This is a genomic window from Mesorhizobium sp. M8A.F.Ca.ET.207.01.1.1, from assembly GCF_004794715.1.
Classification (GTDB): Bacteria; Pseudomonadota; Alphaproteobacteria; order Rhizobiales; family Rhizobiaceae; genus Mesorhizobium.
Map to the genome: position 1 here is coordinate 88045 of NZ_SRUS01000011.1, position 24646 is coordinate 112690.

Consider the following 24646-nt stretch of genomic DNA (forward strand, 5'->3'; position numbering starts at 1 on the left):
TTAGGAAGCGGTGAAGAGCCCGTCATTGAAATGACGGCGGGGCGGCGCTAGAGCAGGGACAAAGGATTTTTCGCCATGAGCAAGCTCCAAAACCCCGTCCAGATGGCCGTGATCGGTGCCGCCCACGGCATCAAGGGCGAGCTCAGGGTGAAAACCTTCACCGGCGATCCAATGGCGCTGGCAGACTACGGGCCGCTCTACGCCAGGGACGGCCGTGCCTTCCAGATCACCGACATAAGGCCCGCCAACACCGTTGTCGTGGTGCGCTTCAAGGGCGTCAGCGACCGCAACGCGGCCGAAGCGCTCGCCGGCACGGAGCTGTTCGTCGACCGTTCGATGCTGCCGGACGATGGCGAGGAGGACGAATTCTACCATGCCGACCTGATCGGGCTGGAAATCCGGGATGATGCCGGTGCTGCCATCGGCAAGGTCGTCGCGGTGCACAATTTCGGCGGCGGCGACATCCTCGATGTGACGCTCGCCGGGCGCAAGGGCGTGCTGATCCCGTTCACGCAGGCCGCCGTGCCTGCCGTGTCGATCGCCGAGGGGTTCGTCCGCGTCGACCCGGTGGCGGCCGGGCTGGTCGAGGACGAGGATGGCGAGGCGCCGCGCGAGGACGATTTCGATCCCAAGGGCCGGCCGCGCGGACCGCGTGACGCCGGGGGCAACCGGTGAGCTTTGCCGCGTCGGTGCTGACGCTCTATCCCGAGATGTTTCCGGGCGCGCTCGGCCTGTCGCTGGCCGGGCGGGCGCTGGAAGCGGGCACCTGGTCGCTTGATGCGATCCATATCCGCGACTTCGCCACCGACCGCCACCGCACCGTCGACGACACGCCGGCCGGCGGCGGCGCCGGCATGGTGATGCGCGCCGATGTGCTGGCGAAGGCGATCGACCATGCCTCGCCGCCGGGAGATGCGCGCCCCCGCCTGCTGATGAGCCCGCGCGGCAAACCACTGACGCAGGCGCGCGTGCGCGAACTCGCCGCCGGGCCGGGCGCTGTCATCCTGTGTGGCCGCTTCGAAGGCGTCGACCAGCGGGTGATCGACGCGCGGGGCCTAGAGGAAGTCTCGATCGGCGATTTCATCCTGTCGGGCGGCGAACCGGCAGCACTCGTGCTGCTCGACGCGGTGGTGCGGCTGTTGCCCGGCGTGATGGGCAATGCGGTCTCCGGCGAGGAAGAGAGTTTCGAGAACGGCCTGCTCGAACATTCGCATTACACGCGGCCGCAAGAGTTCGAGGGCAGGCCGATTCCGGACGTACTGATCTCCGGAAATCACAAGAAGATCGCCGAATGGCGGCGGGACCAGTCAGAGCGGCTGACGAAGGAGAGGCGGCCCGATCTTTTGAGCGCTCAGCCCTTGGTGAAATAGTAAAAAGCCAGAAACAGGCCGACGGCGACGACGAAGCCGCGCACCGCGTTCTGCGGCACGCGCTTGGCGATCCAGACGCCGGTATAGCCGCCCAGCGCTCCGCCCGGGATCATGACGATCGCCTGCGGCCAGGCGACGACACCGCCCGAGACGAAGACGACGATGGCGACTGCAGCGATGACCACGGCCAGCATGTTCTTCAGCGCGTTCAGCCGGTGGTAGTCGCCGGCCTGGGTCAGACCGAGCGTTGCCAGCATCATCACGCCCATGCCGGCGCCGAAGAAGCCGCCATAGATGGCGGTGATGAACTGCGCCAGCGAACCGGCGAGCGAGCCCACGGCCGCTTCGTGTCCGGCTTTCGGCGCCGGCTTCAGCCATGGTCCGGCGGCAAACAGCGCGGTCGCGCCCAAAAGCAGCCATGGCACCAATGCCCGAAAGGATGGATTGTCGAGCGCGAGCAGAATCAGCGCGCCGGCCATGGCGCCGATGGCGGAGATCAGGCAGAGCAGCAGCGCGCCGCGCCAGAAGTGCCTGATGTCGTCCCAGTAGGCGAGCGTCGACGTGATGTAGCCGGGAAATTGCGTTACCGAGGAGGTGGCGTTGGCGACGATCGGCGGCACGCCGATCAATGTCATGGCGCCAAAGGTGATGAAGGTGCCGCCGCCGGCGACCGCGTTGGCGGCGCCTGACAGAAAGCCCGCCAGGAAGAGCAGGATGGCATCGAAGACTGACATGGAAGGCCGCCGTGAAGAACTGTGCTATTTCTGGCTTAGGAACCTTGCCGGACCGGCGCAACCCGGCACGACAGGATTACGATGGTGCCATGCCGGGAGCCATGCCGGCAAAAAATGCATGGCCAAGGCGTGACAAAGCGCCGAAATAGCTGTATGTGCCCGCCCGTACCGGCAAGAACAATCTTCCGGACCCGTCAACAATGACGGTGTAGTCGCCCCTGTCCGATGTTTTAAAGACAAATGTCTTGGAGACAAAGGGCATAGCCGAGCGGTCAATGGAACTGCAAGGCAAGCGTAGGGCGCTCTGACTGTCGGAAGAACAAGAAGTGGATTTCAAGATGGATCTCATCCGTCAGCTCGAGGCCGAACAGGCCGCCAAGATCGAAGCCAAGCGCAAGCTTCCCGAATTCCAGCCCGGCGACACCGTGCGCGTCCAGGTCCGCGTGACCGAAGGCACCCGCACCCGCGTCCAGGCCTATGAGGGCGTCGTCATCGCCCGCGCCGGTTCCGGCTTCCAGGAAAATTTCACCGTCCGCAAGATCTCCTATGGCGAAGGCGTCGAGCGCGTGTTCCCGGTGTTCTCGCCGATGGTCGAAGGCGTCGAGATCGTGCGCCGCGGCAAGGTGCGCCGCGCCAAGCTCTATTACCTGCGCGACCGTCGCGGCAAGTCGGCCCGTATTTCGGAAAACACCGGCGTGCGCGCCCGCAAGCTCAACGATGAGGAGCGCGATGCGCTGAACGCCGAGAAGGCCCGCATCGAGGCCGAGAAGGTCGCCGCCGCCCAGGCGCTGGCCGCCGAGACGGCCGCCAAGGAAGCCGCCGAGAAGAAGGCGGCCGCCGAGGCCGAGGCAGCCAAGGCCGCCGCGGAAGCCACTCCGGCCGAATAAGGTTTCGGAAATCCATTCAAAAGGCGGCTTCGGCCGCCTTTTTCGTTTTGGCGAACAGCCAGGCATTCTACCGTGGTTCTTCGTGTTTACGGACACCTTGGCGATTGGCCGAGACATCTGTGTGTCGTCATCCACGGGCGAAGGAAGGAGCGAAGCGACGCGGCGCAGACCCGAGGATCCATGCCGCAACTTCTGAGCGCCGCTACGGTGCAGAGCTGGCTCCGGTGAGCGCGACCCCATCTGAACCGCTGTGCTAGGTTGACCGTCACGGAATGGATCCTAGGGTTTCCGCGACGTCGCTTCGCGACTGCTCCACCCTAGGATGACGAACTCAGGGGTTGGCAGCGAAAAGCACAGCAGCAGGAGGCTTGACTCGAATTATCTTGTACACTAAATAATCGTGTACAAATTAATTGGAGACTACGATATGGCACTCTACACCACACAGGCTCGCGTCACCGGCGGCCGCGCCGGCCATGGCGAGACCGCTGACGGTTTGCTCAAGGTCGACCTGGCGATGCCCAAGGAGCTCGGCGGGCCGGGCGGCGCCACCAATCCCGAGCAGCTCTTCGCCATCGGCTATGCCGCCTGCTTCGAAAGCGCCGTCCGCTTCGTCGCGCGCAAGCAGAAGCTGCCGCTCGCGGATGCCGCGGTAACCTCCACGGTCAGCCTGCTTCCCAATGGCGAGGGCTTCAAGCTCGGCGTCGCGTTGGCGGCGGAGACGAAAGGCCTTGATCAGGCGGCCGCGGAAGCGCTTGTATCGGCGGCGCATCAGATTTGCCCCTATTCGAACGCCATCAGGGGCAATGTCGAAGTGGCGCTTTCGGTAAAGGCGGTATGACGGCAAAGGTCGAAACGAAAGCCAGCGAAGTCCCGGCGGAAGCCGCCGGGGCGATCCCCGTGCCACGGCTCGATCAGCAGCTCTGCTTCGCGCTCTATTCGGCGAGCGGGCTGATGACTAAGCTCTACCGGCCGCTGCTCGATCCGCTTGGCCTGACCTATCCGCAATATCTGGTGATGCTGGCGCTGTGGGAACGCGCGCCGAGCACGGTGGGCGACCTTGGCGAGGCGCTCGGCCTGGATTCGGCGACGCTGACGCCGCTGCTCAAGCGCATGGAGGCGGGCGGGCTCGTCACCCGCCGGCGCGATGCCGCCGACGAGCGCCGGGTGCTGGTCGAGCCGACGGCCAAGGGCCAGGCCCTGCGCGCGAACATGAAGGATGTGCAGACCGCGCTCGATTGCGGCATGCCGCTCGAGTGGACCGAGCTCAAAACCCTACATGGCACGCTCACCCGCCTGGTCGCGGGATTGCGCGAAGCCACGATCGACCAAGATTGATCGCGGCAAGGACTGCCCTCAAAACCGCCTCCCGGAAGCACTGGAATCCACGTTGATGCGTAACGTCGCAGTGGACCCGTCTTGCAAGGCGCTTGCGGAAAGCTAAAGTCGGCGCCGGGTTTCTCTGCCGCGCCGGCATCGCGCGGCCAATCATTTCGGGGAGTGTGTCGTGACAAAATCAAAATTGCTGCTGGCCGGCCTGTTGGCTCTGGTCCTGGCGCCCGTTGCCGCCTTCGCGCAGGCGCTGCCCGATCTCGGCGGCAAGAAGGTGGTGGTGGTGACGGAAAACGCCTATCCGCCGCTGCAGTTCATCGACGCCAAGACCGGCAAACAGATCGGCTGGGAATATGACGCGATGAACGAGATCGCCAAGCGGCTCAATTTCAAGGTCGAGTACCAGAACACTTCCTGGGACGCGATGATCCAGGCGGTTTCCGACAATCAGTACAACATCGGCATGACCGGCATCACCATCAAGGACGACCGCAAGGAGAAGGTGGATTTCTCCGATCCCTACATGCGCTCGGAACAGTTCATGCTGGTGCGCGGCGATGAAAGCCGCTTCACCGACGCCAAGACCTTCGGCGCCTTCAAGGACGGACTGATCGGCGCGCAGGCAGGCACGACGCCGTTCTACACCGCCGTCTACAGCGTGCTCGACGGCAACGAGCAGAACCCGCGCATCAAACTGTTCGAGACGTTCGGGGCCACGGTACAGGCGCTGAAATCCGGCGACGTCGATGTCGTGCTGACCGACGGCACCGCCGGCAAGGGCTATGTCGACGCTTCGGCGGGCAAGCTGAAGCTGATCGGCGGCCCGCTCGGCACCGAGGATTTCGGCTTCATCTTCCCCAAGGGGTCGGACCTGGTGAAGCCGGTCAACGCCGCGATCGCCGCGCTCAAGGCGGATGGCACGCTGGATGCGCTGAACAAGAAGTGGTTCCTTGATTACAAGATGGGGCAGTAGGCCTATTTGTTGATAGCAGTGCTTGTGCAGGAACTTGCGCTGAGTTTGCGCTTGAGCGCCCCCCTCTGTCCTGCCGGGCATCTCCCCCTCAAGGGCGGAGATCGGATGTCGTCTTGGCTTTCACCAATTCCCAACGCTGCAGAACTGACGGCGGGTTCAATGCTGCCAATCTCCCCCCTTGAGGGGGAGATGTCCGGCAGGACAGAGGGGGGCGCCTGGGCGCTGCCGTCTCGGGGTTTCTATTCCGGCGGCGTCGCCTAATGGCAGCCCCCTCCCCCTCCAAACCCGAATTCCCCTGGTGGCTCGCCGTCGCCGCTGCCCTCGCTTTGGCGGCTGCCTTGTTCATCGCCACCAGCGACCTCTACGCCCAGGTCTTCGCCACCGTCGCCAAGGGCATCGGCATCACCGTCTTCGTCACCGTGGTCGCCTTCGCGCTCGCCTCGGCGATTGGCCTCGGCATCGCGCTGATGGGCCTGTCTGCTTCAACCTGGCTGCGGCAGATCGCGCGCTTCTATGTCGAGATCATCCGTGGCGTGCCGATCCTGGTGCTGCTGTTCTGGATCGCGTTTGCCGGCGCGCCGGCGTTCGTCGCGGCCTGGAACGCGCTGACCGCACCGCTGCAGAATGCCGGCATTCTCGGCGAACTGCTGGTGCGCGACGTGTCGTTGCTGTGGCGTGCCATCATGGCGCTGACCATCGGCTATTCGGCCTTCATCTCGGAGGTCTTCCGGGCCGGCATCCAGTCGGTCGAGAAAGGCCAGATCGAGGCGGCGAAGGCTTTGGGGCTGAGTCGCGCGCAACGCTTCCGACTGATCGTGTTCCCGCAGGCAATCCGCACCATCCTGCCGCCGCTCGGCAATGATTTCGTCGCCCTGGTCAAGGATTCCTCGCTGGTCTCCGTGCTCGGCGTCGCCGACATCACCCAGATGGGCAAGGTCTATGCCGCCGGTTCCTTTCGCTTCTTCGAGACCTATTCGATAACGGCCTATATCTACCTCATCCTCACCGTCGGCCTTTCGCTGGCGCTCAGGGCGCTGGAGCGGCGTTTGCGCCGCCAGCAGGAGGAATAGTTTTTCGGCAAGGACAGCTTTAGGCTCGGCTGCTGACCGGAGGAGGAGCTTGCCCATGAACATCGACAAGGCCAATGCGGCGCTGGATTCGGTCTACACCGCCGATACGCCCGAAACGCTGGCGCAGGCCTATGCCGCATGGGCGGCGACCTATGACAGCGAGACCGCCTCGCTCGGTTATCTCCTGCCGTTCCTGATCACCGCCTGGGTGGCGCGCCACGTGCCGGCGGGCGAGGGGCCGCTGCTCGACGCCGGCTGCGGCACCGGCCTGTCGGGACCTTCGTTGAAGGCGCTCGGCTACGGCGACATCGCCGGGCTGGATCTCTCGAACGACATGCTCAAGATCGCCGGCAGCCGCAACGCCTACAGCGAACTGAAGCAGGCGATGCTGGGCGGACCGCTGCCGTGGCCGGATGGGCATTTCCGAGCCTTCTTCTCGACCGGCGTGTTCACCATCAGCCATGCGCCGGCATCGAGCCTGCACGAACTGGTGCGCATCACGAAGAAGGGCGGCCACGCCATCTTCACCGTGCGCGACCAGGTGTTCGAGAGCGGCGGTTTTCAGGCTGTCTTCGACGAATTGGAGCAGGCAGGGAAATGGCGGGCGGTTGAGGCAAGCCCGTGGTTCCGCTGCTATGCGATCGGCGATCCGGACGCGCTGGTGAAGACGTTTGTGTTCGAGGTGCTTTGAGCGGACTTCCCTTCCCCCCTTGTGGGGGAAGGTGGATCGGCGCGATAGCGCCGAGACGGATGAGGGGTGTTCCAGGGGAAAGCCAGCGTCTCACTCCGCTGGAACACCCCTCATCCGTCGCCTGCGGCGACACCTTCTCCCACAAGGGGAGAAGGAAGAAGCGCTGACCCACGCCGCAATTGCCGAAAAGCCAAAACATTGCTATCTACCCGGCCATGGAAGAGCTTTTTGGCGATCCGGCTTACAAGGGATTCGTGCTGCAGGACAGAAAACGCCTGCCGTCGCGCTTTTCCGCGCGCGTGTCCGGCGCCCTGACCAGCCGACTTCGCTGATCCCTGACGGCCGGCCGCGGGTTTGCGGCATCAGCTCTTTCCCATTCTCATATCGACGGATTTACGCACATGAGCGCACCGCGCACCCTCTACGACAAGATTTTCGACGACCATGTCGTCGACCGCCAGGACGACGGCACCTGCCTGCTCTATATCGACCGCCACCTCGTCCATGAAGTGACCAGCCCGCAGGCCTTCGAAGGCCTGCGCATGAGCGGCCGAAAAGTCCGCCATCCGGAAAAGACGCTGGCCGTGGTCGATCACAATGTCTCGACTTCGCCCGAGCGCAAGTTCGGCATCAAGAACGAGGAAAGCCGCATCCAGGTCGAGGCGCTGGCCAAGAACGCCAGGGATTTCGGCGTCGAGTATTATTCGGAGAACGATATCCGCCAGGGCATCGTCCACATCATCGGCCCCGAGCAGGGCTTTACGCTGCCCGGCATGACCATCGTCTGCGGCGACAGCCACACCTCCACCCATGGTGCTTTCGGCGCGCTGGCGCATGGCATCGGCACGTCCGAGGTCGAGCATGTGCTGGCGACGCAGACGCTGATCCAGCGCAAGGCCAAGAACATGCTTGTGCGCGTCGATGGCGTGCTGCCCGAAGGCGTCACCGCCAAGGACATCATCCTCGCCATCATCGGCGAGATCGGCACCGCCGGCGGCACCGGCTACGTCATCGAATATGCCGGCGAGGCGATCCGTGCGCTGTCGATGGAAGGCCGCATGACGATCTGCAACATGTCGATCGAGGGCGGTGCGCGCGCCGGCCTGATCGCGGCGGACGAGACCACCTTCGCCTATGTCAAGGACAAGCCGCGCGCGCCCAAGGGCGCTGCCTGGAACGCGGCGCTCGAATACTGGAAGACGCTGCGGACCGACGAAGGCGCGCATTTCGACAAGGTGATCGTGCTCGACGCGGCCAAGCTGCCGCCGATCGTCTCCTGGGGTTCCTCGCCCGAGGACGTCGTCTCCGTGCAAGGCATCGTGCCCAACCCGGAAGACATTCCAGACGAGAACAAGCGCACCTCCAAGCTGCGCGCGCTCGACTATATGGGCCTGACGCCGGGGACGAAGATCACCGACATCACGCTCGACCGCGTCTTCATCGGCTCCTGCACCAATGGCCGCATCGAGGATCTGCGCGCCGTCGCCAAGGTGGTCGAAGGCAAGACGGTCAGCCCGCATGTCGATGCCATGATCGTGCCGGGCTCCGGCCTGGTCAAGGAGCAGGCGGAAGCCGAGGGTCTCGACAAGATCTTCCGCGCCGCCGGGTTCGACTGGCGCGAGCCGGGCTGCTCGATGTGCCTTGCCATGAACGACGACCGGCTGAAGCCGCATGAACGCTGCGCCTCGACCTCGAACCGCAATTTCGAGGGCCGGCAGGGCTTCAAGGGCCGCACCCATCTGGTGTCGCCGGCGATGGCGGCGGCGGCGGCGATCGCCGGCCACTTCGTCGACATCCGCGACTGGAAGTAGGCCGTCCGATCCCGAGCGCATTCCAGGCCCCGGACCGCGTCGCTGTCCGGGGCCTTTCTTCATTCACGCGGCCGCATATGCGCCTTCGCTTAACCGCTTGTTTGGGCTTGCCCCCTATGGTCTTCCCCGACGTCAAACGAAGGGAAGTCACGGTCCTTTGGACACCGGCCTATTGATAGCGCTGCTCAATCCGACGATCGCGCTGGCGCTCGGCGCGGCGTTCCTCGTCCTGTGGTTCCATCAGCGCCATCGTCCCTACCTGGCGGTGCTGGCGCTCAGCTACTGCGTCTCGGCGCCGGGATTCCTGTTCCAGTATTTCACCTTGCCCATTGGCGTGGTGCTGACCAAGCTGGTGTCGAACATCTGCTTCTCCATCGCCGCCTGCTGCCTGTCCGGCGCCATCATCGCCCGCTATGGCAGGAAGGTGCCCGCAGTGGGAATCGCCGTTCTGGCGGGCGGCGGCCTTGCGGCCTTCGCGTGGTTCCTGTTCGTCACGCCGGATCTCACTTGGCGCATCCTGGCGATGAATTTCGGTTTCGGTGGCGTCAGCCTGCTCGTCGCCGCCGAACTGCGCCCGGTGCGCAACAATGGCCCGACAGAAATGATCCTGTTCGTGTTGTCGCTGCTGTCCAGCGTCAACTTCTTCGTGCGCACCCTGGTGGTGGTCATCGCGCACGGGCCCTTCGCCAGTTATGACGGCTTCTACGGCTCGTCCTATTGGACAACGGCGCTGTTGTCGCACGCGCTGCTGTCGCTGCTGATCGCGCTTTGCCTCTTCACCGCCGCCGCGCTCGACGTGATGAAGGCACTCAAGACGGAAACCCATACCGATCCGCTTTCGGGGCTGCTCAACCGCCGAGGTTTCGGGGAGCGCGCGGCCATGCTGCTGCAGCGTTGCGCCGTGGCCAAATTCCCGGTGGCGCTGGTGCTGGCCGACCTCGACCATTTCAAGGCCCTCAACGACGTGCACGGGCACGCCGCCGGCGACCGGGTGATCGCGGACTTCGCCGCCAAACTGCGCTCGGCCACGGGAGCACGAGGTGCCGCGGGCCGTATCGGCGGGGAGGAGTTCGCCGTGCTCCTGCCGCTGACCGATCTCGCCGCCGCGCGGCTGTTCGCCGAAGCGGTGCGCACGGTCTATTCGGCCGGCGGCGTCGACGGGCTTCCCGCCGGCACCAAGGTCACCGCCAGTTTCGGCGTGGCGGCCCGCAGCGGCGACGAGACGCTGGAACCCTTGATGCGCCGGGCCGACGAGGCGCTTTACAAGGCCAAGAAAAACGGTCGCGACAGCGTGCGCCTTTCCTACGAGCGACCGGAGACGGTGTTCGTGCCGGAGCCGGTCAAGGCCTGCTGACCACCACCTCCGCGCTTCGCGTTAACGTCTTTTTCGCCCGTCGATGTTTAGCTGTCGGCGGGGGTTTGAGGATCTATGAACGGCGCCAACTTCATCCTGTTGATCAACCTGTCGGTTGCCGGCCTGCTGGCGGCATCCTTCATGGCGGTCTCGTTCCATGATGCCGGCCGCGCCCCGGCGCGCTGGCTGGCGTCAGGCTATGTCCTGGGCATGGCCTACTTTGCCATCGAATTCAGCATTCCCGCCTTCAGCGACGCGCGGCTTCCGGTGGCTGCCGCCTTCGCCGTCTTCCTTGGCGCCACCATTGCCTTCAATGGCGGGCTTGCGCGAAAATATGGCGTGGCGCCGCCATGGACGCCGATGCTGTTCTTCCTGGCCGCCGCCACCATCGCGGTCTATTTCGTGCAGGATCTGCCGCGCCAGTCGCTCACTCGCATGATGGCCTACCAGCTTCCCTACGCAGTCATGCAGTTCGTCGGCCTTGGCATCGTCTGGTCGTCGCGGCAAAGCCGTGGCCGGCTCGATCTGATCCTGATGGCGGTGCTTGCCGCCAGCGGCCTGCAGTTTGCCTCAAAGCCTTTCATCGCGCATGCGCTGGGCGGCTGGGGCGCCAATCCGCAGGCCTATCTGCAAAGCAGCTACGCGCTGGTGTCGCAGTCGCTCGGCACGGTCTTCGGGCTGGCGCTGGCGCTGCTCATTCTGGCCATCCTGGTCCGCGACATACTCGCCGAAGTGACATCGAAGTCGGAGATGGACACGCTGTCGGGCCTGCTCAACCGTGGCGGCTTCACGCGTCAGGCGGAGCTGGCCGTGCACGACGCCACGCGTTCGGGCATGCCGGTGGCGATGGTCATTGCCGATCTCGATCATTTCAAGACCATCAACGACAGTTTCGGCCATGCCTCCGGCGATCGGGTGATCGAGACCTTCGCCGGCCTGCTGCGAGAAGCGGCCGAGAGCCATCACGTGGTTGGCCGCATCGGTGGCGAGGAGTTTGCCGTTATCCTGTCAGGCGCCAATCTTGCAACCGCCCGGCTGTTCGCGGAAGGCACCCGCCACGCATTCGGCGCGTTGCCCATCAGCGGGCTGCCGGCCGACAGCCGCTGCACGTCGAGCTTCGGCATTGCCGAGCTTCACATCGGCGAGGGTTTCTCCGACCTGATGCGGCGTGCGGATGAAGCGCTCTATCTGGCAAAGAATGCCGGGCGCGACTGCGTGCGTGTCTCCACCGGGCCGGCCGATGGGCTGGCCGTTGTAAAAATCGGCCAGGCCCGTTTCAGCGGCAGGGGCTGAGCTGCGGCATCTCGCCATCGGAAAGGCCGTACATATAGGAGCGGCCCTTGACGAACACCGGCGGGCGATAGCAGTCGCCGTCGCCCGATATGTCGTCGGATTCGTTCTGGTAGATCACCTTGGGCTGGCCGGCGCTGGTGTAGTCGGACAGCTGTTTGGCCAGCTTGCCCTCGCCGACGATGATGCGCTTGTAGCCGGCGGCGCTGTCGATGACGAGATTGCCGAACGAATCGGCGTAGACGCGGTCATGGTGGCGCAAGCCGGCCTCGGCCGGCGCGGCCACCGCAACCGCAAGTGCCGTCAGCGTGACGGCCGCGAGGCTTGTCCGTACTGATTTGGCCCGCACTGATTTGGAACGCATGTCGCTCTCCCTTTGTCGGCGCGAGAGAGATCGCGCCCCGATCTGGTCCGAATCGGAAATTAACCCTTTCTTAACCTTTGTTAAGGGGAGGAGCGGTTCCGTGGCCGTTTCTTAATGAACATGGTTAATTTATAGGCGTCGCGTTCGAGTTGCCGCCGATATCCACAGCCGGCCGACGTGGCCCGCTGGAATCCCGGGTGAACTTGATCTTGGCGCGCCGCGTGGCTAGCGTGCCCGGGCATGAGAGGGGCAGCACATGATGTTTGGCCGAACGGTTCGGGTGTCGTTCGTTATTCCGCTGCTTCTCGCGGCCGGTGCCTGTGTGCCGCAAGACGGCGCGCCCAAGGCAGCGAGCACGGTGACACCCGTGGTGGCGCCTGCCGCCCCCGCCCAGCAACAGCCCGCGCCGCCGGCGACCAAGATCACCACGGACCTCACGGCGCCACGCTTCACCACGGGCACGGCCACCTATAGATGCGGCAATGGCGGCATGATCACCATCCAGAATCTCGGCACGTCGCTGCGTGTGGTGGGGCAGGAAGGCGCCACCGAGGAGTTCGCGGCGTCGCCGGCCAACCAGAGCAGCCGCTACCAGGCGGTGACACATGACGCAATCGTGATCGACGGACGCGAGGCGCTGGTGATGAAGAGAGGGTCGACGCCGCAGACCTGCACCCGCTGACGCAAATCCCGACACGGCAGCGCCCCGGGCCAGACATGCTGCACTGCAGCGATATCGAGCCGGCTTCGGATGTCCGGCCGCTAATCGATTGAAGCCGCATCCGGCCTTTTAGTCAGACTAAATTACGTTTTCGAAACGGTTTTCTGGCTTTGACGCGGTGCAAAAAGAGCATTAGAAACCGGCTGTCCGAAGTCGCAACCGGAAGCGGCAATGCCGCATTTCCACCTGAGGCGGGAGACGCCGAACTGGGGCAGCCATGAGCAAATCACCAGCCACCCAAGCCAGACGCGAAAGGCCGCTTTCGCCGCACCTGACGGTCTACCGGCCGCCGATCACCATGACGATGTCGATCATCCATCGCATCACGGGTGGCGCGCTCTATTTCGGCACGCTGCTGGTCGCCGTCTGGCTGATGGCGGCGGCGAGTTCGCAAGCCACGTTCGATTGGGTGAACTGGGCTTTCGGCACCTGGCTCGGCCGGCTCATCCTGTTCGGCTACACCTGGGCGCTGATGCATCACATGCTGGGTGGTGTCCGCCATCTGGTCTGGGACACCGGCGCCGGCCTGGAAAAACACACGGCCTCGAAGATCGCCTGGGCGACGCTTGCCGGCTCGGTCCTGCTCACACTCCTGATCTGGATCGCCGGCTATATGGCGCGGGGAGCCTGACCATGAGCACCGGAAAGACCGACATGCGTACGCCGCTGGGCAAGGTCCGCGGCCTGGGCTCGGCCCGCGAAGGCACCGGGCATTTCTGGCGCCAGCGGCTGACGGCGATCGCCAACATCCCGCTGACGCTGTTCTTCGTCGGCTTCCTCATCGCGCTCAACGGCCATGGCTACGCGGAAGTGCGCGCGACGCTCGCCAATCCCTTCGTGGCCCTGGTGCTGGCGCTGATGCTCATCTCCGGGCTCTATCATATGCGGCTCGGCATGCAGGTGATCATCGAGGACTATCTGCGTGGCGAGGGCATGAAGCTGGCGCTGATCGCATTCAACACCTTCTTTTCGATAGCGGTCGGCGTCGCTTCGCTCTTCGCCCTGCTCAAACTGGCATTCGGAGGCTGAAGTCTTGGCCCAGGACACGAAATCAGCCAACACGGCAGGCTACACCTTTGTCGACCACAAGTTCGACGTGGTCATCGTCGGCGCCGGGGGTGCCGGCCTGCGCGCCACGCTCGGCATGGCCGAACAGGGCCTGCGCACGGCCTGCATCACCAAAGTGTTCCCGACGCGCTCGCATACGGTCGCCGCGCAAGGCGGCATCGCCGCCTCGCTCGCCAATATGGGTCCGGACAACTGGCAGTGGCACCTCTTCGACACCGTCAAGGGGTCGGACTGGCTGGGCGACATCGACGCGCAGGAATACATGGTGCGCGAGGCACCTGCGGCAGTCTACGAGCTCGAGCACTACGGCGTGCCGTTCTCGCGCACGGAAGAGGGCAAGATCTACCAGCGGCCCTTCGGCGGCATGATGATGAATTTCGGCGAAGGGCCGCCGGTGCAGCGCACTTGCGCGGCCGCCGACCGTACCGGTCATGCCATGCTGCACACGCTCTACGGCCAGTCGCTGAAGAACAACGCGCAGTTCTTCATCGAATATTTCGCGCTCGACCTGATCACGGAGCCGGACGGCACCTGCACCGGCGTGGTGGCCTGGAACCTCGACGACGGCACCATCCACCGGTTCTCCGCCAAGATGGTGGTGCTGGCGACCGGCGGCTATGGCCGCGCCTATTTCTCCGCCACTTCGGCGCATACCTGCACCGGCGACGGCGGCGGCATGGCGGCGCGCGCGGGGCTTGCGCTGCAGGACATGGAGTTCGTGCAGTTCCATCCGACCGGCATCTACGGCGCCGGCTGCCTGATCACCGAGGGCGCGCGCGGCGAGGGCGGCTATCTCGTCAATTCCGAGGGTGAGCGCTTCATGGAGCGCTATGCGCCGTCGGCCAAGGACCTTGCCTCGCGCGACGTGGTCTCACGCTGCATGACGATGGAGATCCGCGAAGGCCGCGGCGTCGGGCCGAAGAAAGATCACATCTTCCTGCACCTCGACCATCTCGACCCGGCCGTGCTGCATGAGCGGCTGCCGGGCATCTCGGAATCGGCCAAGATCTTCGCCGGCGTCGACCTGACCAAGGAGCCGATCCCGGTGCTGCCGACGGTGCATTATAATATGGGCGGCGTGCCGACCAATTATTGGGGCGAGGTGCTCAACCCGACCGCCGAAAATCCAGACCGGGTCTCGCCCGGCCTGATGGCGGTCGGCGAGGCCGCCTGCGCATCCGTGCACGGCGCCAACCGGCTGGGCTCGAATTCGCTGATCGATCTGGTCGTCTTCGGCCGTGCCGCGGCGATCCGCGCCGGCGAGGTGATCGACCGCCATTCGCCCATCCCTTCGCCCAACGCGGCCTCGGTCGAGAAGATCATGGACCGCTTCGACAGGCTGCGTCATGCCAACGGCTCAACGCCGACGGCGGTGCTGCGCGAGAAGATGCAGCGCGCCATGCAGGAGGACGCTGCGGTGTTCCGCACGCAGGAATCGCTCGAAAAAGGCTGCAAGCGCGTTTCCGAGATCTGGGGCGAGCTCAAGGACATCAAGGTCACCGACCGCTCGATGATCTGGAATTCGGACCTGGTCGAGACGCTGGAGCTGGAAAACCTGATGGCCAACGCCATCACCACCGTCTATGGCGCCGAAGCGCGCAAGGAGAGCCGCGGCGCGCATGCGCGGGAAGATTTTTCCGCCCGTGACGATGCCAACTGGCGCAAGCACACGCTTGCCCATCTGAGCGAGGACGGCAATGTCACGCTGACCTACCGGCCGGTGCACACCGAGCCGCTGGTGGCCGAAAAGGACGGCGGCATCAGTCTCGCCAAGATCGCGCCGAAGGCCAGGGTGTACTGACAATGGCTACGGCGGCGGGATATTCCGGTACCCCCCTTCCGGCCAAGCTCGGCCTGAAGGACGGCATGATTGCCGCCTTCATCGCGTTGCCGAGGGAGCTCGAGAGCCTCACAGGGGCCGTTGATTTCGCCGAGGTCGACCGGCTGGCCGAATGGTCCGACATTTCGGGCGCAACCTTGAAATACGATGCCGTCCACGCCTTCACCAGACAGCGCGCCGAGATCGAGGATCGCCTCGGCGCCGTCGAAGCGGCGATCAAGCGCGATGGCATGGTCTGGGTGTCCTGGCCAAAGAAAGCCTCGAAGGTGGTCACCGACGTCACCGAGGGCGTTGTCCGCGCTGAAGCGCTCAAGCTCGACCTTGTCGACGTCAAGGTCGCCGCCGTGAACGAAATCTGGTCCGGGCTGAAGCTCGTCATCCGAAAGGACCTGAGGTAATGGTCGAACTCACGCTTCCCAAGAATTCCAAGGTCCAGCAGGGCAAGACCTGGCCGAAGCCGGAAGGCGCGACCAACCTGCGCGAATACCGCATCTACCGCTGGTCGCCGGATGATGACGAGAACCCGCGCATGGACACCTATTTCGTCGACATGGACGATTGCGGGCCGATGGTGCTCGACGCGCTGCTCTACATCAAGAACAAGATCGACCCGACGCTGGCCTTGCGCCGCTCCTGCCGCGAAGGCATTTGCGGCTCCTGCGCCATGAACATCGACGGCTCGAACACGCTCGCCTGCACCAAGGGCTGTGACGACATTTCCGGCGCCGTCAAGGTCTACCCGCTGCCGCATATGCAGGTGGTCAAGGACCTGGTGCCGGACCTCACCAATTTCTATGCCCAGCACGCCTCGATCGAGCCGTGGCTGAAGACGGTGTCGCCGACGCCAGCCAAGGAATGGCTGCAGAGCCATGAGGACCGCGAGAAGCTCGACGGGCTTTACGAGTGCATCCTGTGTGCCTGCTGCTCGACGTCCTGCCCGAGCTACTGGTGGAACGGCGACCGCTATCTCGGCCCGGCGACGCTGCTGCAGGCCTATCGCTGGCTGATCGACAGCCGCGACGAGGCCAAGGGCGAACGGCTCGACAATCTCGAAGACCCGTTCCGGCTCTACCGCTGCCATACCATCATGAACTGCGCGCAGACCTGCCCGAAGGGGCTGAACCCCGCCAAGGCGATCGCCGAGATCAAGAAGATGATGGTGGAGAGACGGGTTTAGGCCTTCGCTTGCGGGCAATCTCCAACGCAGCGATCCTTCGCGCCCCCCTTTGTCCTGCCGGACATCTCCCCCACGGATGGGGAGATTGGCCGTCATCCTGGCTTTGGCCAATCTCAAGGTTGAAAGATCGGGCGCCGTCGGCGAAGCTGCCGATCCCCCCATGGGGGGAGATGTCCGGCAGGACAAAGGGGGGCGCTGTCCCGCGAGCGTCAGAAAGGATAGCAGCCCAATGACTGACCTTCCCATCCTCTCTCCCGTCGAAGCGCGCGTGCTTGGCTGCCTGATCGAGAAGAAGGAGCTGACGCCGGACGTCTATCCGCTGACGCTCAATGCGGCACTTGCCGCAGCCAACCAGAAGACGGCGCGTGAGCCTGTCATGGCGCTGGAACAGACAGAGGTGCACCGGGCGCTGAAGCTGCTTGAGCAGAAAGGGCTGGTGCGGCAGATGTTCGGCTCGCGCGTCGAGCGCTACGAGCACCAGATGGCGCAGCGCTTTTCGCTGACCACGCCGCAGACCGCCTTGCTTGGCCTGCTCTTGCTGCGCGGACCGCAGACGGCGCATGAACTGCTGGCGCGAGCCGAGCGCATGGCGCGGTTTTCGTCGATCGAGGATCTGCGCGGAGAACTCGACATGCTGATCGGCCGCCGGCCGCCGTTGGTGCAGGAAATTCCACGCGGGCCGGGCCAGCGCGAGGATCGCTATGTGCATCTGCTCGCCGGCCCGGTGGATGTCGCAGCGCTATCGGCGCAACGGAGTGTGATGGCGATGCCTGCCTCCGACCTGGAAGCGCGGTTGGAGGCGCTTGAGCAGGAAGTCGCGGCACTACGCGCGCGGCTTGATGCGCTGGGCGGTTAGCCCTCTCCTCGGATTAACGTGCCCGGCGCGACCATGCGCGCCGGATTTCACACGGGATGCCGTAATCTCAGCCAAGCCTGGCGTCGAGCGAAACCTTGATGGCTCCAAGCGCCTTCGAGACCGGGCATTCGGCCTTGGCCTTCTCGGCCAGTTCCTTGAACTTCGCCGCATCGATGCCGGGCACCTTGCCGACCAGCGTGATCGCGCTGCCGGTGATGCCGGTGCCGGGAACCAGCGTCACCACGGCCTTGGCGTCGAGTTCTTCCGCCGGCGTGCCGTTCTCGGCCAGGAAATGCGAGAGCTGCATGGCGTAGCAGCCGGCATGGGCGGCGGCGATCAACTCTTCCGGATTGGTGCCGGATTTGCCGCTTTCGTCCTCGAAGCGCGCCTTGAACGAATAGGGCGTACCCTTCAGGGTTCCGCTCTGGGTGTCGAGCGTGCCCTTGCCTTCTTTCAGATTGCCTTTCCAGACGGCGTTTGCGGTGCGGTCCATGGAGTCCTCCTGGGTTGTCGTGAACTTTGTCGTGGGTGAGCCAGCGTCAGGCCAACTATAGCGCGGGCGTGCGCGAAGACCACTGCGCTGTTTGCACCACGGCGCGATGACGGCCCCCTTCTTCCGGGAAAAAATATGCATGCAAAAATGTCGGCTTCCATCCGGGCCGACCGTCCTGCGGGCGGCCACGGGAATTGTGGCCGGATGGAGGTTCACATGGACAATCTGTTTTTCGCGCTGTGGAAGAGGCCGGGCCGCAGGCCTGAGCGAGAGGAAGACTTCTGGCTGGACCCGCCGGCGTCCGGCTTCGGCAGGCTGCTGGCCGCTGTTGCCATCATTGTGGTCGCGGCATGCCTTCTCGATCATGCGGCGGCGGTCGACCGCAAGGCTGACATGGTTGTCGCCGCATCCTATGGTTTGGCGCAGGAAGGGAGCTTGAAATGAAATATGTCTGTCTGGTCTATGGTGAGGAAAAAGATCTTTATGCACTTACCGCCGAAAGGTCGGCCAAACTCGACGCCGACTCGCTGGCCTACGACAGGTCATTGGATCAACAAGGCAAGCTGATCGTCGCGCAGGCACTGCAATCGGTGACGACAGCCAAGACCGTGCGCCGTCGCACGGGCAAGCGATTGATCATCGATGGGCCCTTCGCCGAAACCAAGGAGCAGTTGCTTGGCTTCGTCATGGTCGAGGCCGAAAATCTCGACGAGGCGCTGGACATTGCCGCCGGCATTCCGCTGGCCGAAATCGGCACGATCGAGGTTCGGGCCGTCTACGACATACCGGGGTCATAGGCGGCCCCCGGCTTCGATGGCGCGAACCGGCTTGTTTACCCGCCTAAGCTTCACCAGCCACGAATTGTTTTTTCTTCGTTAGAGGCAACTCTTGCGTGTTGAAGCAACGCGACAGTTCTCCTATCGTCGCCGGGATTTTCGGGGGATTTGGACATGCCTTTCCTGATTGCTGTCCTTGGCGTGCTCGGCGCGGCGGCGTTCTGGTGGTACCGGATGAAGGCGATGAACGACGCCGCGCGCGAGGTCGCCGACGTCGTCGGGCGCGTGCAAGGCAACATCAGGCGCAAGAAACTGCGCAAGCAGGCCGCGCTCTCGCCGCTGACGGCGATCGACGATCCGGTTGTGGCCGCCGCGACGCTGATCACCGCGATGGTTTCGGAAGATGGCCCGGTTCTGCCGCAGCGCGAGGCCGTCATTCGCGAGGTGATTTCGCAGATCGCGGCCGGCCAGAAGAAGACCGACGAGGCGGTTGTCTATGCCAAGTGGGCTGCCTCGCAAATAGACGACACCACCATTGTCATCGACAAGCTAGCACCCTTCTTGCGCGAGCGCCTCGACCCGAGCGAACGGGACGATCTGCTGCAGATGCTGAACCGGGTTGCTCAGGGCGGAGAGCGGAGCCTGAAGATACCGGACCAGCGCATGCTGCGACTGCGCCAGAAGCTCGGTTTTGAAGTGAACTAGGACCCTTGGGTCCATCGGCAGTTCGCAGACCTTGGTGATTGATGACGAAGCTGGGCAGGTTCAGATTGCCTCGCCCTTCAGCAGCCTTGGCGTGCCGGCGGAAAGGCCCGATGCCTGGCGGATGAAGAACTCCTTCAGCCGTGGCATGCGTTCGACGAGGCCGAGGCCGATGTCGCGGACGGTGCGCAGCGGGGTGATGTCGTTGGAAAACAACCGGTTCAGCACATCCGTCGTGATGCCCATCTGCACCGTGTCGAAACGGCGCCATTGCTGGTAGCGTTCCAGCACGTCGAGCGCGCCGATGTCCTGGCCGAGCCGGTCGGCCTCGACGATCACCTCGGCAAGTGCGGCTACATCCTTGAAGCCGAGATTGAGGCCCTGGCCGGCGATCGGATGGATGCCGTGCGCGGCGTCGCCGGCAAGTGCGATGCGCGGCGCGACGAAGGCGCGCGCGATGGTGAGGCCGAGCGGCCAGGCGCGCGGCTTGTCGGCGACGCGGATTTCTCCCGACTTGAGGCCGAAGCGCTGTTCGAGTTCATGCTCGAAGACGAGATCGTCGCCTTCCACGAGCGTTTTGGCGTCTTCCGTCCGTTCGACCCAGACGATCGACGAACGGTTGGTGCCGTCCTCGTCGGGTTTCAGCGGCAGCGTGGCGAAGGGGCCGGCGGGCAGGAAATGCTCTTCGGCGCGACCATTGTGCGGCCGCTCGTGAGCGACGGTGCAGACGATGCCGGACTGGCCGTATTCCCACTTGACCGTCTTGATGCCGGCCATGTCGCGCAGTTTCGAATTGACGCCGTCGGCGGCAACCAGCAGCCGCGCCGTCAACGTGGCGCCGTCGGCCAGGTGCACCGTGATGCCGGCGCCATTGGTCTCAAAACCTTGCACCGCCACGCCTTCGATGATGTCGATGCCGAGCCTTTCGGCTTTGGCCCGCAAGGCGCCGTTCAACGCCCGGTTGGCGACCATGTGCGCGAAGGGTTCGCCCGGCGCCACCTCGCCGCCGAAGGTCAGGAAAACCGGGCGCACCGGATCGGCGCTGCGTGAGTCGGTGATGATCATCTCGGTGATCGCTTGCGCCCTCGGCGCGATTTCGGCCCAGACGCCGAGCTGGTCGAGCATGCGGCACGCGGCCGCGGCGATGGCCGAGGCGCGGCCATCCCTTTGCCAGGATCCGGCGGGCGCCGCATCGACCAGCGCCACGGCGAGGCCCGGCCGTGCCTGCTTCAGCGAGACGGCGGCGGCCAGGCCGACATAGCCGGCACCGGCGACGAGAACATCGAGCCCGGATCTGGTCTTGGCGTCCGCCTTGCGTTCCATTGTCCTGGCTCCTTCTCTCGGCGACCCTTTGGGCGCGCCGACCGGGGGCTCGCGCCCTTGACGGCTCGTTCTTCCTGTCGGAAACCGCCATAGCAATTTTGCGGCGAGGTCACAAAACATGACGGCGGCGATCGACGAGCTTCTGCGCATTCTCGACCTCGAGAGGCTGGAACACAATCTGTATCGTGGTCGCAGCCCCCAGGTGGAGTGGCAGCGCGTGTTCGGCGGCCAGACCATCGCCCAGGCGCTGGTGGCGGCGCAGCGCACGGTGGAGCCGGACCGTTTCGTGCATTCGCTGCACGGCTATTTCATGCGCCCGGGCGACATCAAGGTGCCGATCATCTACGAGGTCGACCGCATCCGCGACGGCGGTTCCTTCACCACGCGGCGCGTGCTGGCGATCCAGCACGGACAGGCGATCTTTTCGCTGGAGGCTTCGTTCCAGGTCGACGAGAAAGGGCTCGAGCATCAGTTCGCGCTGCCCGACGACGTGCCGCCGCCGGAAGGGCTGAAGACGCAGCGCCAGCTGCTCGAAACTGCCGACCGGGTGCCGGAAGCGGTGCGCCGTTTCTGGGCGCGCGAGCGGCCGCTGGAACTGAGACCCGTCAATCTCCAGCACTATGAAAGCCGCGACAAGCTGCCGCCCCGGCAGAATGTCTGGATCCGCCTTGCCGGTCCCGTCCCCGACGACCGCGCGCTGCAGTCGGTGCTGCTCGCCTATCTTTCCGACATGACGTTGCTCGACACCTCGACCTTCGCGCATGGGCGCGGCCTGTTCGATCCCGACATCCAGGCCGCCAGCCTCGACCATTCGATGTGGTTCCACCGGCCGCATTCGCTCGATGGCTGGCTGCTCTATGCACAGGACAGTCCCTCGAGCTCGGGATCGCGCGGTTTCAGCCGCGGCACGCTCTATGCCCGTGACGGCACGCTGATTGCCTCGATGGCACAGGAAGGCCTGATCCGGCTCAAGCGTTGAGCACTTTGCGGGTCTTGTTTGAGCATGATCTTTTCCGAAACCCAGCCTCGCCTTTTCGGGGTCACTCCCGAAGCCGGCAAAATAGGCAATTTCGAAAAATTGCATAATTTTTGAGCATATGATGCACCGCAGGCGCCAGCACCCGCCGGTTCCGGCCACTCCATTCCCTTTGTTTACAACAGGTTAATACCCTGCTTCGGCACTTGGCACGGAGCTTGAATCCTTGGGGGCACTCTCCGGCTCCTCGGGATCGGTGAAGGTGTGCAAACGCGGGGGACCGCAACAGCAAAGGGTGAAACCTTATGAAAATCGTGATGGCAATCATCAAGCCGTTCAAGCTGGACGAGGTGCGCGAGGCGCTCACCGCCGTCGGCATCCAGGGCCTGACCGTCACCGAAGTCAAAGGCTACGGGCGTCAGAAGGGACATACGGAAATCTATCGCGGGGCGGAATACGCGGTCTCCTTCCTGCCGAAGATCAAGATCGAAGTCGCGGTCGCGGCCGACATGGTCGACAAAGCCGTCGAAGCCATCACCGCCGCAGCCAAGACCGGTCAGATCGGCGACGGCAAGATCTTCGTTTTCGGCATCGACCAGGCGGTGCGCATCCGCACCGGCGAAACAGACACCGACGCACTCTGAGCGGCGAACACGTATTCCAATGGAGAGTTCAATGAATATTCCTTCCACCTTGAAGACGACGGGACGGGCGGCCCTGCTGGGCTCGCTCGCTCTCGCAGCGTTGGGCAGCGTCGCCGCCTTCGCGCAGGAAGCCGCACCCGCTGCGGCGGCTGCCGCGCCGGCTGCCGCTCCGACCCCGGTGCTCGATACCGGCAACACCGCCTGGATGCTGACCTCGACGGCGCTGGTGCTGATGATGACCATCCCGGGCCTGGCGCTGTTCTACGGCGGCATGGTGCGCAAGAAGAACGTGCTTGCCACCATCATGCAGAGCTTCGCCATCACCTGCCTGGTGACGGTGCTGTGGTTCATGTTCGGCTATTCGCTGGCCTTCTCCGACGGCGGCGGCATGAATGCCTATCTCGGCGGCACCTCGAAATTCTTCCACCACGGCATCACCACCGCGAGCCTGTGGCTGCCGGGTGTGGCCAACATCCCTGAATTCGTCTTCTCGATGTTCCAGATGACCTTCGCCATCATCACGCCGGCGCTGATTGCCGGCGCCTTCGCCGAACGCTTCAAGTTCTCGGCGCTGCTGATCTTCATGGCGCTGTGGCTGCTGGTCGTCTACGTGCCGATCGCGCATTGGGTCTGGGGTGGCGGTTTCCTCGGTACGGCTGGCGTTCTCGACTTCGCCGGCGGCACGGTCGTCCACATCAATGCCGGTGTGGCGGGCCTCGTCTGCGCGCTGGTGCTCGGCAAGCGCGAAGGCTATGGCACCACCAACATGGCACCGCACAACCTTGTCTATTCGGTCATCGGCGCATCGCTGCTGTGGGTCGGCTGGTTCGGCTTCAACGCCGGTTCGGAACTGGCGGCCGACGGCCTTGCCGGTGCCGCCATGCTCAACACCCAGGTCGCCACAGCCGCCGCGGCTCTGGCCTGGATGTTCGCCGAATGGATCATCGCCAAGAAGCCTTCCGTGCTCGGCATCATCTCGGGCGCCGTGGCCGGCCTCGTCGCGGTGACGCCGGCTTCCGGTTTCGTCAATCCGACCGGCGCCTTCATCGTCGGCATCGTCGCCGGCGTCGTCTGCTACCTCTCGGCGGTCAAGGTGAAGCACATGTTCGGCTATGACGACTCGCTCGATGCCTTCGGCGTGCATGGCGTCGGCGGCGTGATCGGCGCCTTGCTGACCGGCGTGCTCGCCGACCCGGCGATCAACAGCCTCTCGTCGGGCGCTTCGCTCGGCAAGCAGATCTACGGTGTCGCCGTCACCATTATTTGGACGGCGGTTGCCACCTTCGTCATCCTCTACGTCGTCAAGGCGCTGGTCGGCCTGCGTCCCACGACCCAGGAAGAGGTCGAAGGCCTCGACATTTCCCAGCATGGCGAAGTGGTGCCGTAAGGCATCCTTGCCACGGGGCCGGCGGAACCCTCCTCCCGCCGGCCCCGTACCTCCAGGCACTTCCGGAAAATCGCAAAGGCACTTTTCCTGGAATTGCTGGAGTTCTTTGTTTTTACGCAATTCCGGACGGAAAACCGCGAAAGCACTTTTCCTGGAATTGCTCGAGTTCTTTGTTTTTACGCAATTCCGGACGGAAAACCGCAAAAGCACTTTTCCTGGAATTGCTTTGAAAAGCATCCCGTCGTGACGTCCTCGAAAGGGACTCACGCCTTGAGGCCCGGATCGCTCCGGGCCTCTTTTTTGGCAATTCTTCTTTCTGGTGGAGATCAACTTCGCGCAATCACGTTCGCGTGAAGGAGATTTTCGAGGAAACATCGACCGCCCTGTCTCCGAACTGTGGAGGCGCCCGTCGTTCTGACGCTCGTGTTTCGAAACATAGGGAAGGAATTTGCTCATGAACCTCAAGGATATCTGCCTCGGGGCACTCGCGCTTTCCATGGTCAGCGGCTTTGCATTTGCCGGCGCACTGGACGAGCCGGACAACATGGCGCCGTTCTTCACCGATTCCAGCATGAAAACCATGAAGCCGATGGAGGAATTCAAGGCAGCTTTCATGGCCATGCCGAAGGAGAAGCAGGACGCCATGATGAAGGAATGCCAGGACGCGGCAATGAGCAAGCCGCACGCCGAGTTCTGCGCCAATGTGAAGATGCTCGGCGGCGCCAACAAGTAAACGCACCGCCGACCCGACCAATGGATGGCGGGCCGAAGCGCCCGCCATTTTCATGTGACGCGAGCGCTGGAGGT

General features: G+C 64.2%; 29 protein-coding genes. 25 read left to right on the top strand and 4 right to left on the bottom strand.

Annotated elements, in window-relative coordinates; all coding sequences use genetic code 11:
* The first annotated feature begins 75 nt into the window (after positions 1-75).
* Together rimM and trmD are read left to right on the top strand one after the other, a co-directional pair.
* Positions 76-675 (top strand): ribosome maturation factor RimM, encoded by a 600-nt coding sequence (rimM, locus tag EN850_RS27310; protein ID WP_136092680.1) that lies wholly within the window; start codon positions 76-78, stop codon positions 673-675.
* Positions 672-1370 (top strand): tRNA (guanosine(37)-N1)-methyltransferase TrmD, encoded by a 699-nt coding sequence (trmD, locus tag EN850_RS27315; protein ID WP_136092681.1) that lies wholly within the window; start codon positions 672-674, stop codon positions 1368-1370. Before rimM ends, trmD begins: the two co-directional genes overlap by 4 nt.
* On the opposite strand, the gene EN850_RS27320 is transcribed toward trmD, so the two are convergent.
* Positions 1352-2104 (bottom strand): sulfite exporter TauE/SafE family protein, encoded by a 753-nt coding sequence (locus EN850_RS27320; RefSeq protein ID WP_136092682.1) that lies wholly within the window; start codon positions 2102-2104, stop codon positions 1352-1354. The two genes, trmD and EN850_RS27320, sit on opposite strands and share 19 nt — an antisense overlap.
* Positions 2105-2442: 338 nt before the next feature.
* Between EN850_RS27320 and rplS the strand changes: the two genes are divergently transcribed.
* The 9 genes from rplS to EN850_RS27375 all read left to right on the top strand — a co-directional run bounded on the left by rplS (position 2443) and on the right by EN850_RS27375 (position 11515).
* Entirely contained in the window at positions 2443-2991 is a 549-nt protein-coding gene (rplS, locus tag EN850_RS27330) for a 50S ribosomal protein L19 (RefSeq protein ID WP_096451662.1), read from the top strand.
* Positions 2992-3418: 427 nt separating this feature from the next.
* On the top strand, positions 3419-3832 hold the full coding sequence (locus EN850_RS27335; protein WP_135863425.1) for an organic hydroperoxide resistance protein: 414 nt from the start codon (positions 3419-3421) through the stop codon (positions 3830-3832).
* Positions 3829-4329, top strand: coding sequence for a MarR family winged helix-turn-helix transcriptional regulator (locus EN850_RS27340; RefSeq protein WP_135922246.1), 501 nt, complete (start codon positions 3829-3831; stop codon positions 4327-4329). The genes EN850_RS27335 and EN850_RS27340 overlap by 4 nt, the downstream gene beginning before the upstream one ends.
* Before the next feature lie 169 nt (positions 4330-4498).
* Positions 4499-5296 (top strand): transporter substrate-binding domain-containing protein, encoded by a 798-nt coding sequence (locus tag EN850_RS27345; RefSeq protein WP_127276794.1) that lies wholly within the window; start codon positions 4499-4501, stop codon positions 5294-5296.
* Between the two features lie 260 nt (positions 5297-5556).
* On the top strand, positions 5557-6366 hold the full coding sequence (locus EN850_RS27350) for an amino acid ABC transporter permease (protein ID WP_136092683.1): 810 nt from the start codon (positions 5557-5559) through the stop codon (positions 6364-6366).
* Positions 6367-6421: 55 nt separating this feature from the next.
* The gene (locus EN850_RS27355) at positions 6422-7057 is read left to right on the top strand and encodes a class I SAM-dependent methyltransferase (protein ID WP_127872827.1); all 636 of its coding nucleotides are present in this window, start codon (positions 6422-6424) and stop codon (positions 7055-7057) included.
* 401 nt (positions 7058-7458) lie between these two features.
* A complete protein-coding gene (gene leuC / locus EN850_RS27365) occupies positions 7459-8868 on the top strand; it encodes a 3-isopropylmalate dehydratase large subunit (protein WP_127276788.1) in 1410 nt (469 codons plus the stop codon).
* Between the two features lie 157 nt (positions 8869-9025).
* Positions 9026-10222, top strand: a complete 1197-nt coding sequence (locus EN850_RS27370; protein WP_127276786.1) for a GGDEF domain-containing protein — start codon at positions 9026-9028, stop codon at positions 10220-10222.
* Between the two features lie 75 nt (positions 10223-10297).
* The gene (locus tag EN850_RS27375; protein WP_135863416.1) at positions 10298-11515 is read left to right on the top strand and encodes a GGDEF domain-containing protein; all 1218 of its coding nucleotides are present in this window, start codon (positions 10298-10300) and stop codon (positions 11513-11515) included.
* Here the strand turns inward: EN850_RS27375 and EN850_RS27380 are convergent.
* A complete protein-coding gene (locus tag EN850_RS27380; protein WP_127872906.1) occupies positions 11499-11861 on the bottom strand; it encodes a hypothetical protein in 363 nt (120 codons plus the stop codon). The two genes, EN850_RS27375 and EN850_RS27380, sit on opposite strands and share 17 nt — an antisense overlap.
* Positions 11862-12132: 271 nt before the next feature.
* Between EN850_RS27380 and EN850_RS27385 the strand changes: the two genes are divergently transcribed.
* The 7 genes from EN850_RS27385 (at position 12133) to EN850_RS27415 (ending at position 17538) form a co-directional block, all read left to right on the top strand.
* Positions 12133-12558 carry a hypothetical protein gene (locus EN850_RS27385; RefSeq protein ID WP_135883208.1) on the top strand — a complete coding sequence of 142 codons (426 nt, stop codon included), beginning with the start codon at positions 12133-12135 and terminating at the stop codon, positions 12556-12558.
* 256 nt (positions 12559-12814) lie between these two features.
* Complete coding sequence (gene sdhC, locus EN850_RS27390; RefSeq protein ID WP_127276780.1) at positions 12815-13228, top strand: succinate dehydrogenase, cytochrome b556 subunit; 414 nt, start codon at positions 12815-12817, stop codon at positions 13226-13228.
* A gap of 2 nt (positions 13229-13230) precedes the next feature.
* Complete coding sequence (gene sdhD / locus EN850_RS27395) at positions 13231-13626, top strand: succinate dehydrogenase, hydrophobic membrane anchor protein (RefSeq protein WP_136092684.1); 396 nt, start codon at positions 13231-13233, stop codon at positions 13624-13626.
* Between the two features lie 4 nt (positions 13627-13630).
* Complete coding sequence (gene sdhA, locus EN850_RS27400; RefSeq protein ID WP_127872832.1) at positions 13631-15466, top strand: succinate dehydrogenase flavoprotein subunit; 1836 nt, start codon at positions 13631-13633, stop codon at positions 15464-15466.
* Between the two features lie 2 nt (positions 15467-15468).
* On the top strand, positions 15469-15903 hold the full coding sequence (locus EN850_RS27405; RefSeq protein ID WP_127872833.1) for a DUF3052 domain-containing protein: 435 nt from the start codon (positions 15469-15471) through the stop codon (positions 15901-15903).
* Entirely contained in the window at positions 15903-16682 is a 780-nt protein-coding gene (locus EN850_RS27410) for a succinate dehydrogenase iron-sulfur subunit (RefSeq protein WP_127276771.1), read from the top strand. Before EN850_RS27405 ends, EN850_RS27410 begins: the two co-directional genes overlap by 1 nt.
* A gap of 229 nt (positions 16683-16911) precedes the next feature.
* Positions 16912-17538 carry a DUF480 domain-containing protein gene (locus tag EN850_RS27415; RefSeq protein ID WP_136092685.1) on the top strand — a complete coding sequence of 209 codons (627 nt, stop codon included), beginning with the start codon at positions 16912-16914 and terminating at the stop codon, positions 17536-17538.
* Between the two features lie 67 nt (positions 17539-17605).
* Here the strand turns inward: EN850_RS27415 and EN850_RS27420 are convergent, their stop codons facing one another.
* The gene (locus EN850_RS27420) at positions 17606-18031 is read right to left on the bottom strand and encodes an OsmC family protein (RefSeq protein WP_135863403.1); all 426 of its coding nucleotides are present in this window, start codon (positions 18029-18031) and stop codon (positions 17606-17608) included.
* A gap of 216 nt (positions 18032-18247) precedes the next feature.
* Here EN850_RS27420 and EN850_RS27425 point away from each other — a divergent pair, with 216 nt between their 5' ends.
* The 3 genes from EN850_RS27425 to EN850_RS27435 all read left to right on the top strand — a co-directional run bounded on the left by EN850_RS27425 (position 18248) and on the right by EN850_RS27435 (position 19512).
* Complete coding sequence (locus tag EN850_RS27425; RefSeq protein ID WP_127276763.1) at positions 18248-18475, top strand: hypothetical protein; 228 nt, start codon at positions 18248-18250, stop codon at positions 18473-18475.
* Positions 18472-18828: a YciI family protein gene (locus EN850_RS27430; protein WP_127276761.1), complete on the top strand. Its 357-nt coding sequence runs from the start codon at positions 18472-18474 to the stop codon at positions 18826-18828. Before EN850_RS27425 ends, EN850_RS27430 begins: the two co-directional genes overlap by 4 nt.
* 153 nt (positions 18829-18981) lie before the next feature.
* On the top strand, positions 18982-19512 hold the full coding sequence (locus tag EN850_RS27435; protein WP_135921984.1) for a hypothetical protein: 531 nt from the start codon (positions 18982-18984) through the stop codon (positions 19510-19512).
* A gap of 60 nt (positions 19513-19572) precedes the next feature.
* Here EN850_RS27435 and EN850_RS27440 read toward each other — a convergent pair whose 3' ends face one another.
* On the bottom strand, positions 19573-20832 hold the full coding sequence (locus EN850_RS27440; RefSeq protein WP_136092686.1) for a ubiquinone biosynthesis hydroxylase: 1260 nt from the start codon (positions 20830-20832) through the stop codon (positions 19573-19575).
* A 118-nt stretch (positions 20833-20950) separates the two neighbouring features.
* Here EN850_RS27440 and tesB point away from each other — a divergent pair, with 118 nt between their 5' ends.
* From tesB to EN850_RS27460, 4 genes are all read left to right on the top strand, one after another.
* The gene (gene tesB / locus EN850_RS27445; RefSeq protein ID WP_023771879.1) at positions 20951-21811 is read left to right on the top strand and encodes an acyl-CoA thioesterase II; all 861 of its coding nucleotides are present in this window, start codon (positions 20951-20953) and stop codon (positions 21809-21811) included.
* 302 nt (positions 21812-22113) lie between these two features.
* A complete protein-coding gene (locus EN850_RS27450) occupies positions 22114-22452 on the top strand; it encodes a P-II family nitrogen regulator (protein WP_127280023.1) in 339 nt (112 codons plus the stop codon).
* A gap of 31 nt (positions 22453-22483) precedes the next feature.
* A complete protein-coding gene (locus EN850_RS27455; protein WP_127280024.1) occupies positions 22484-23839 on the top strand; it encodes an ammonium transporter in 1356 nt (451 codons plus the stop codon).
* Positions 23840-24293: 454 nt separating this feature from the next.
* Positions 24294-24572: a hypothetical protein gene (locus tag EN850_RS27460; protein ID WP_127280025.1), complete on the top strand. Its 279-nt coding sequence runs from the start codon at positions 24294-24296 to the stop codon at positions 24570-24572.
* Positions 24573-24646: the final 74 nt, after the last annotated feature.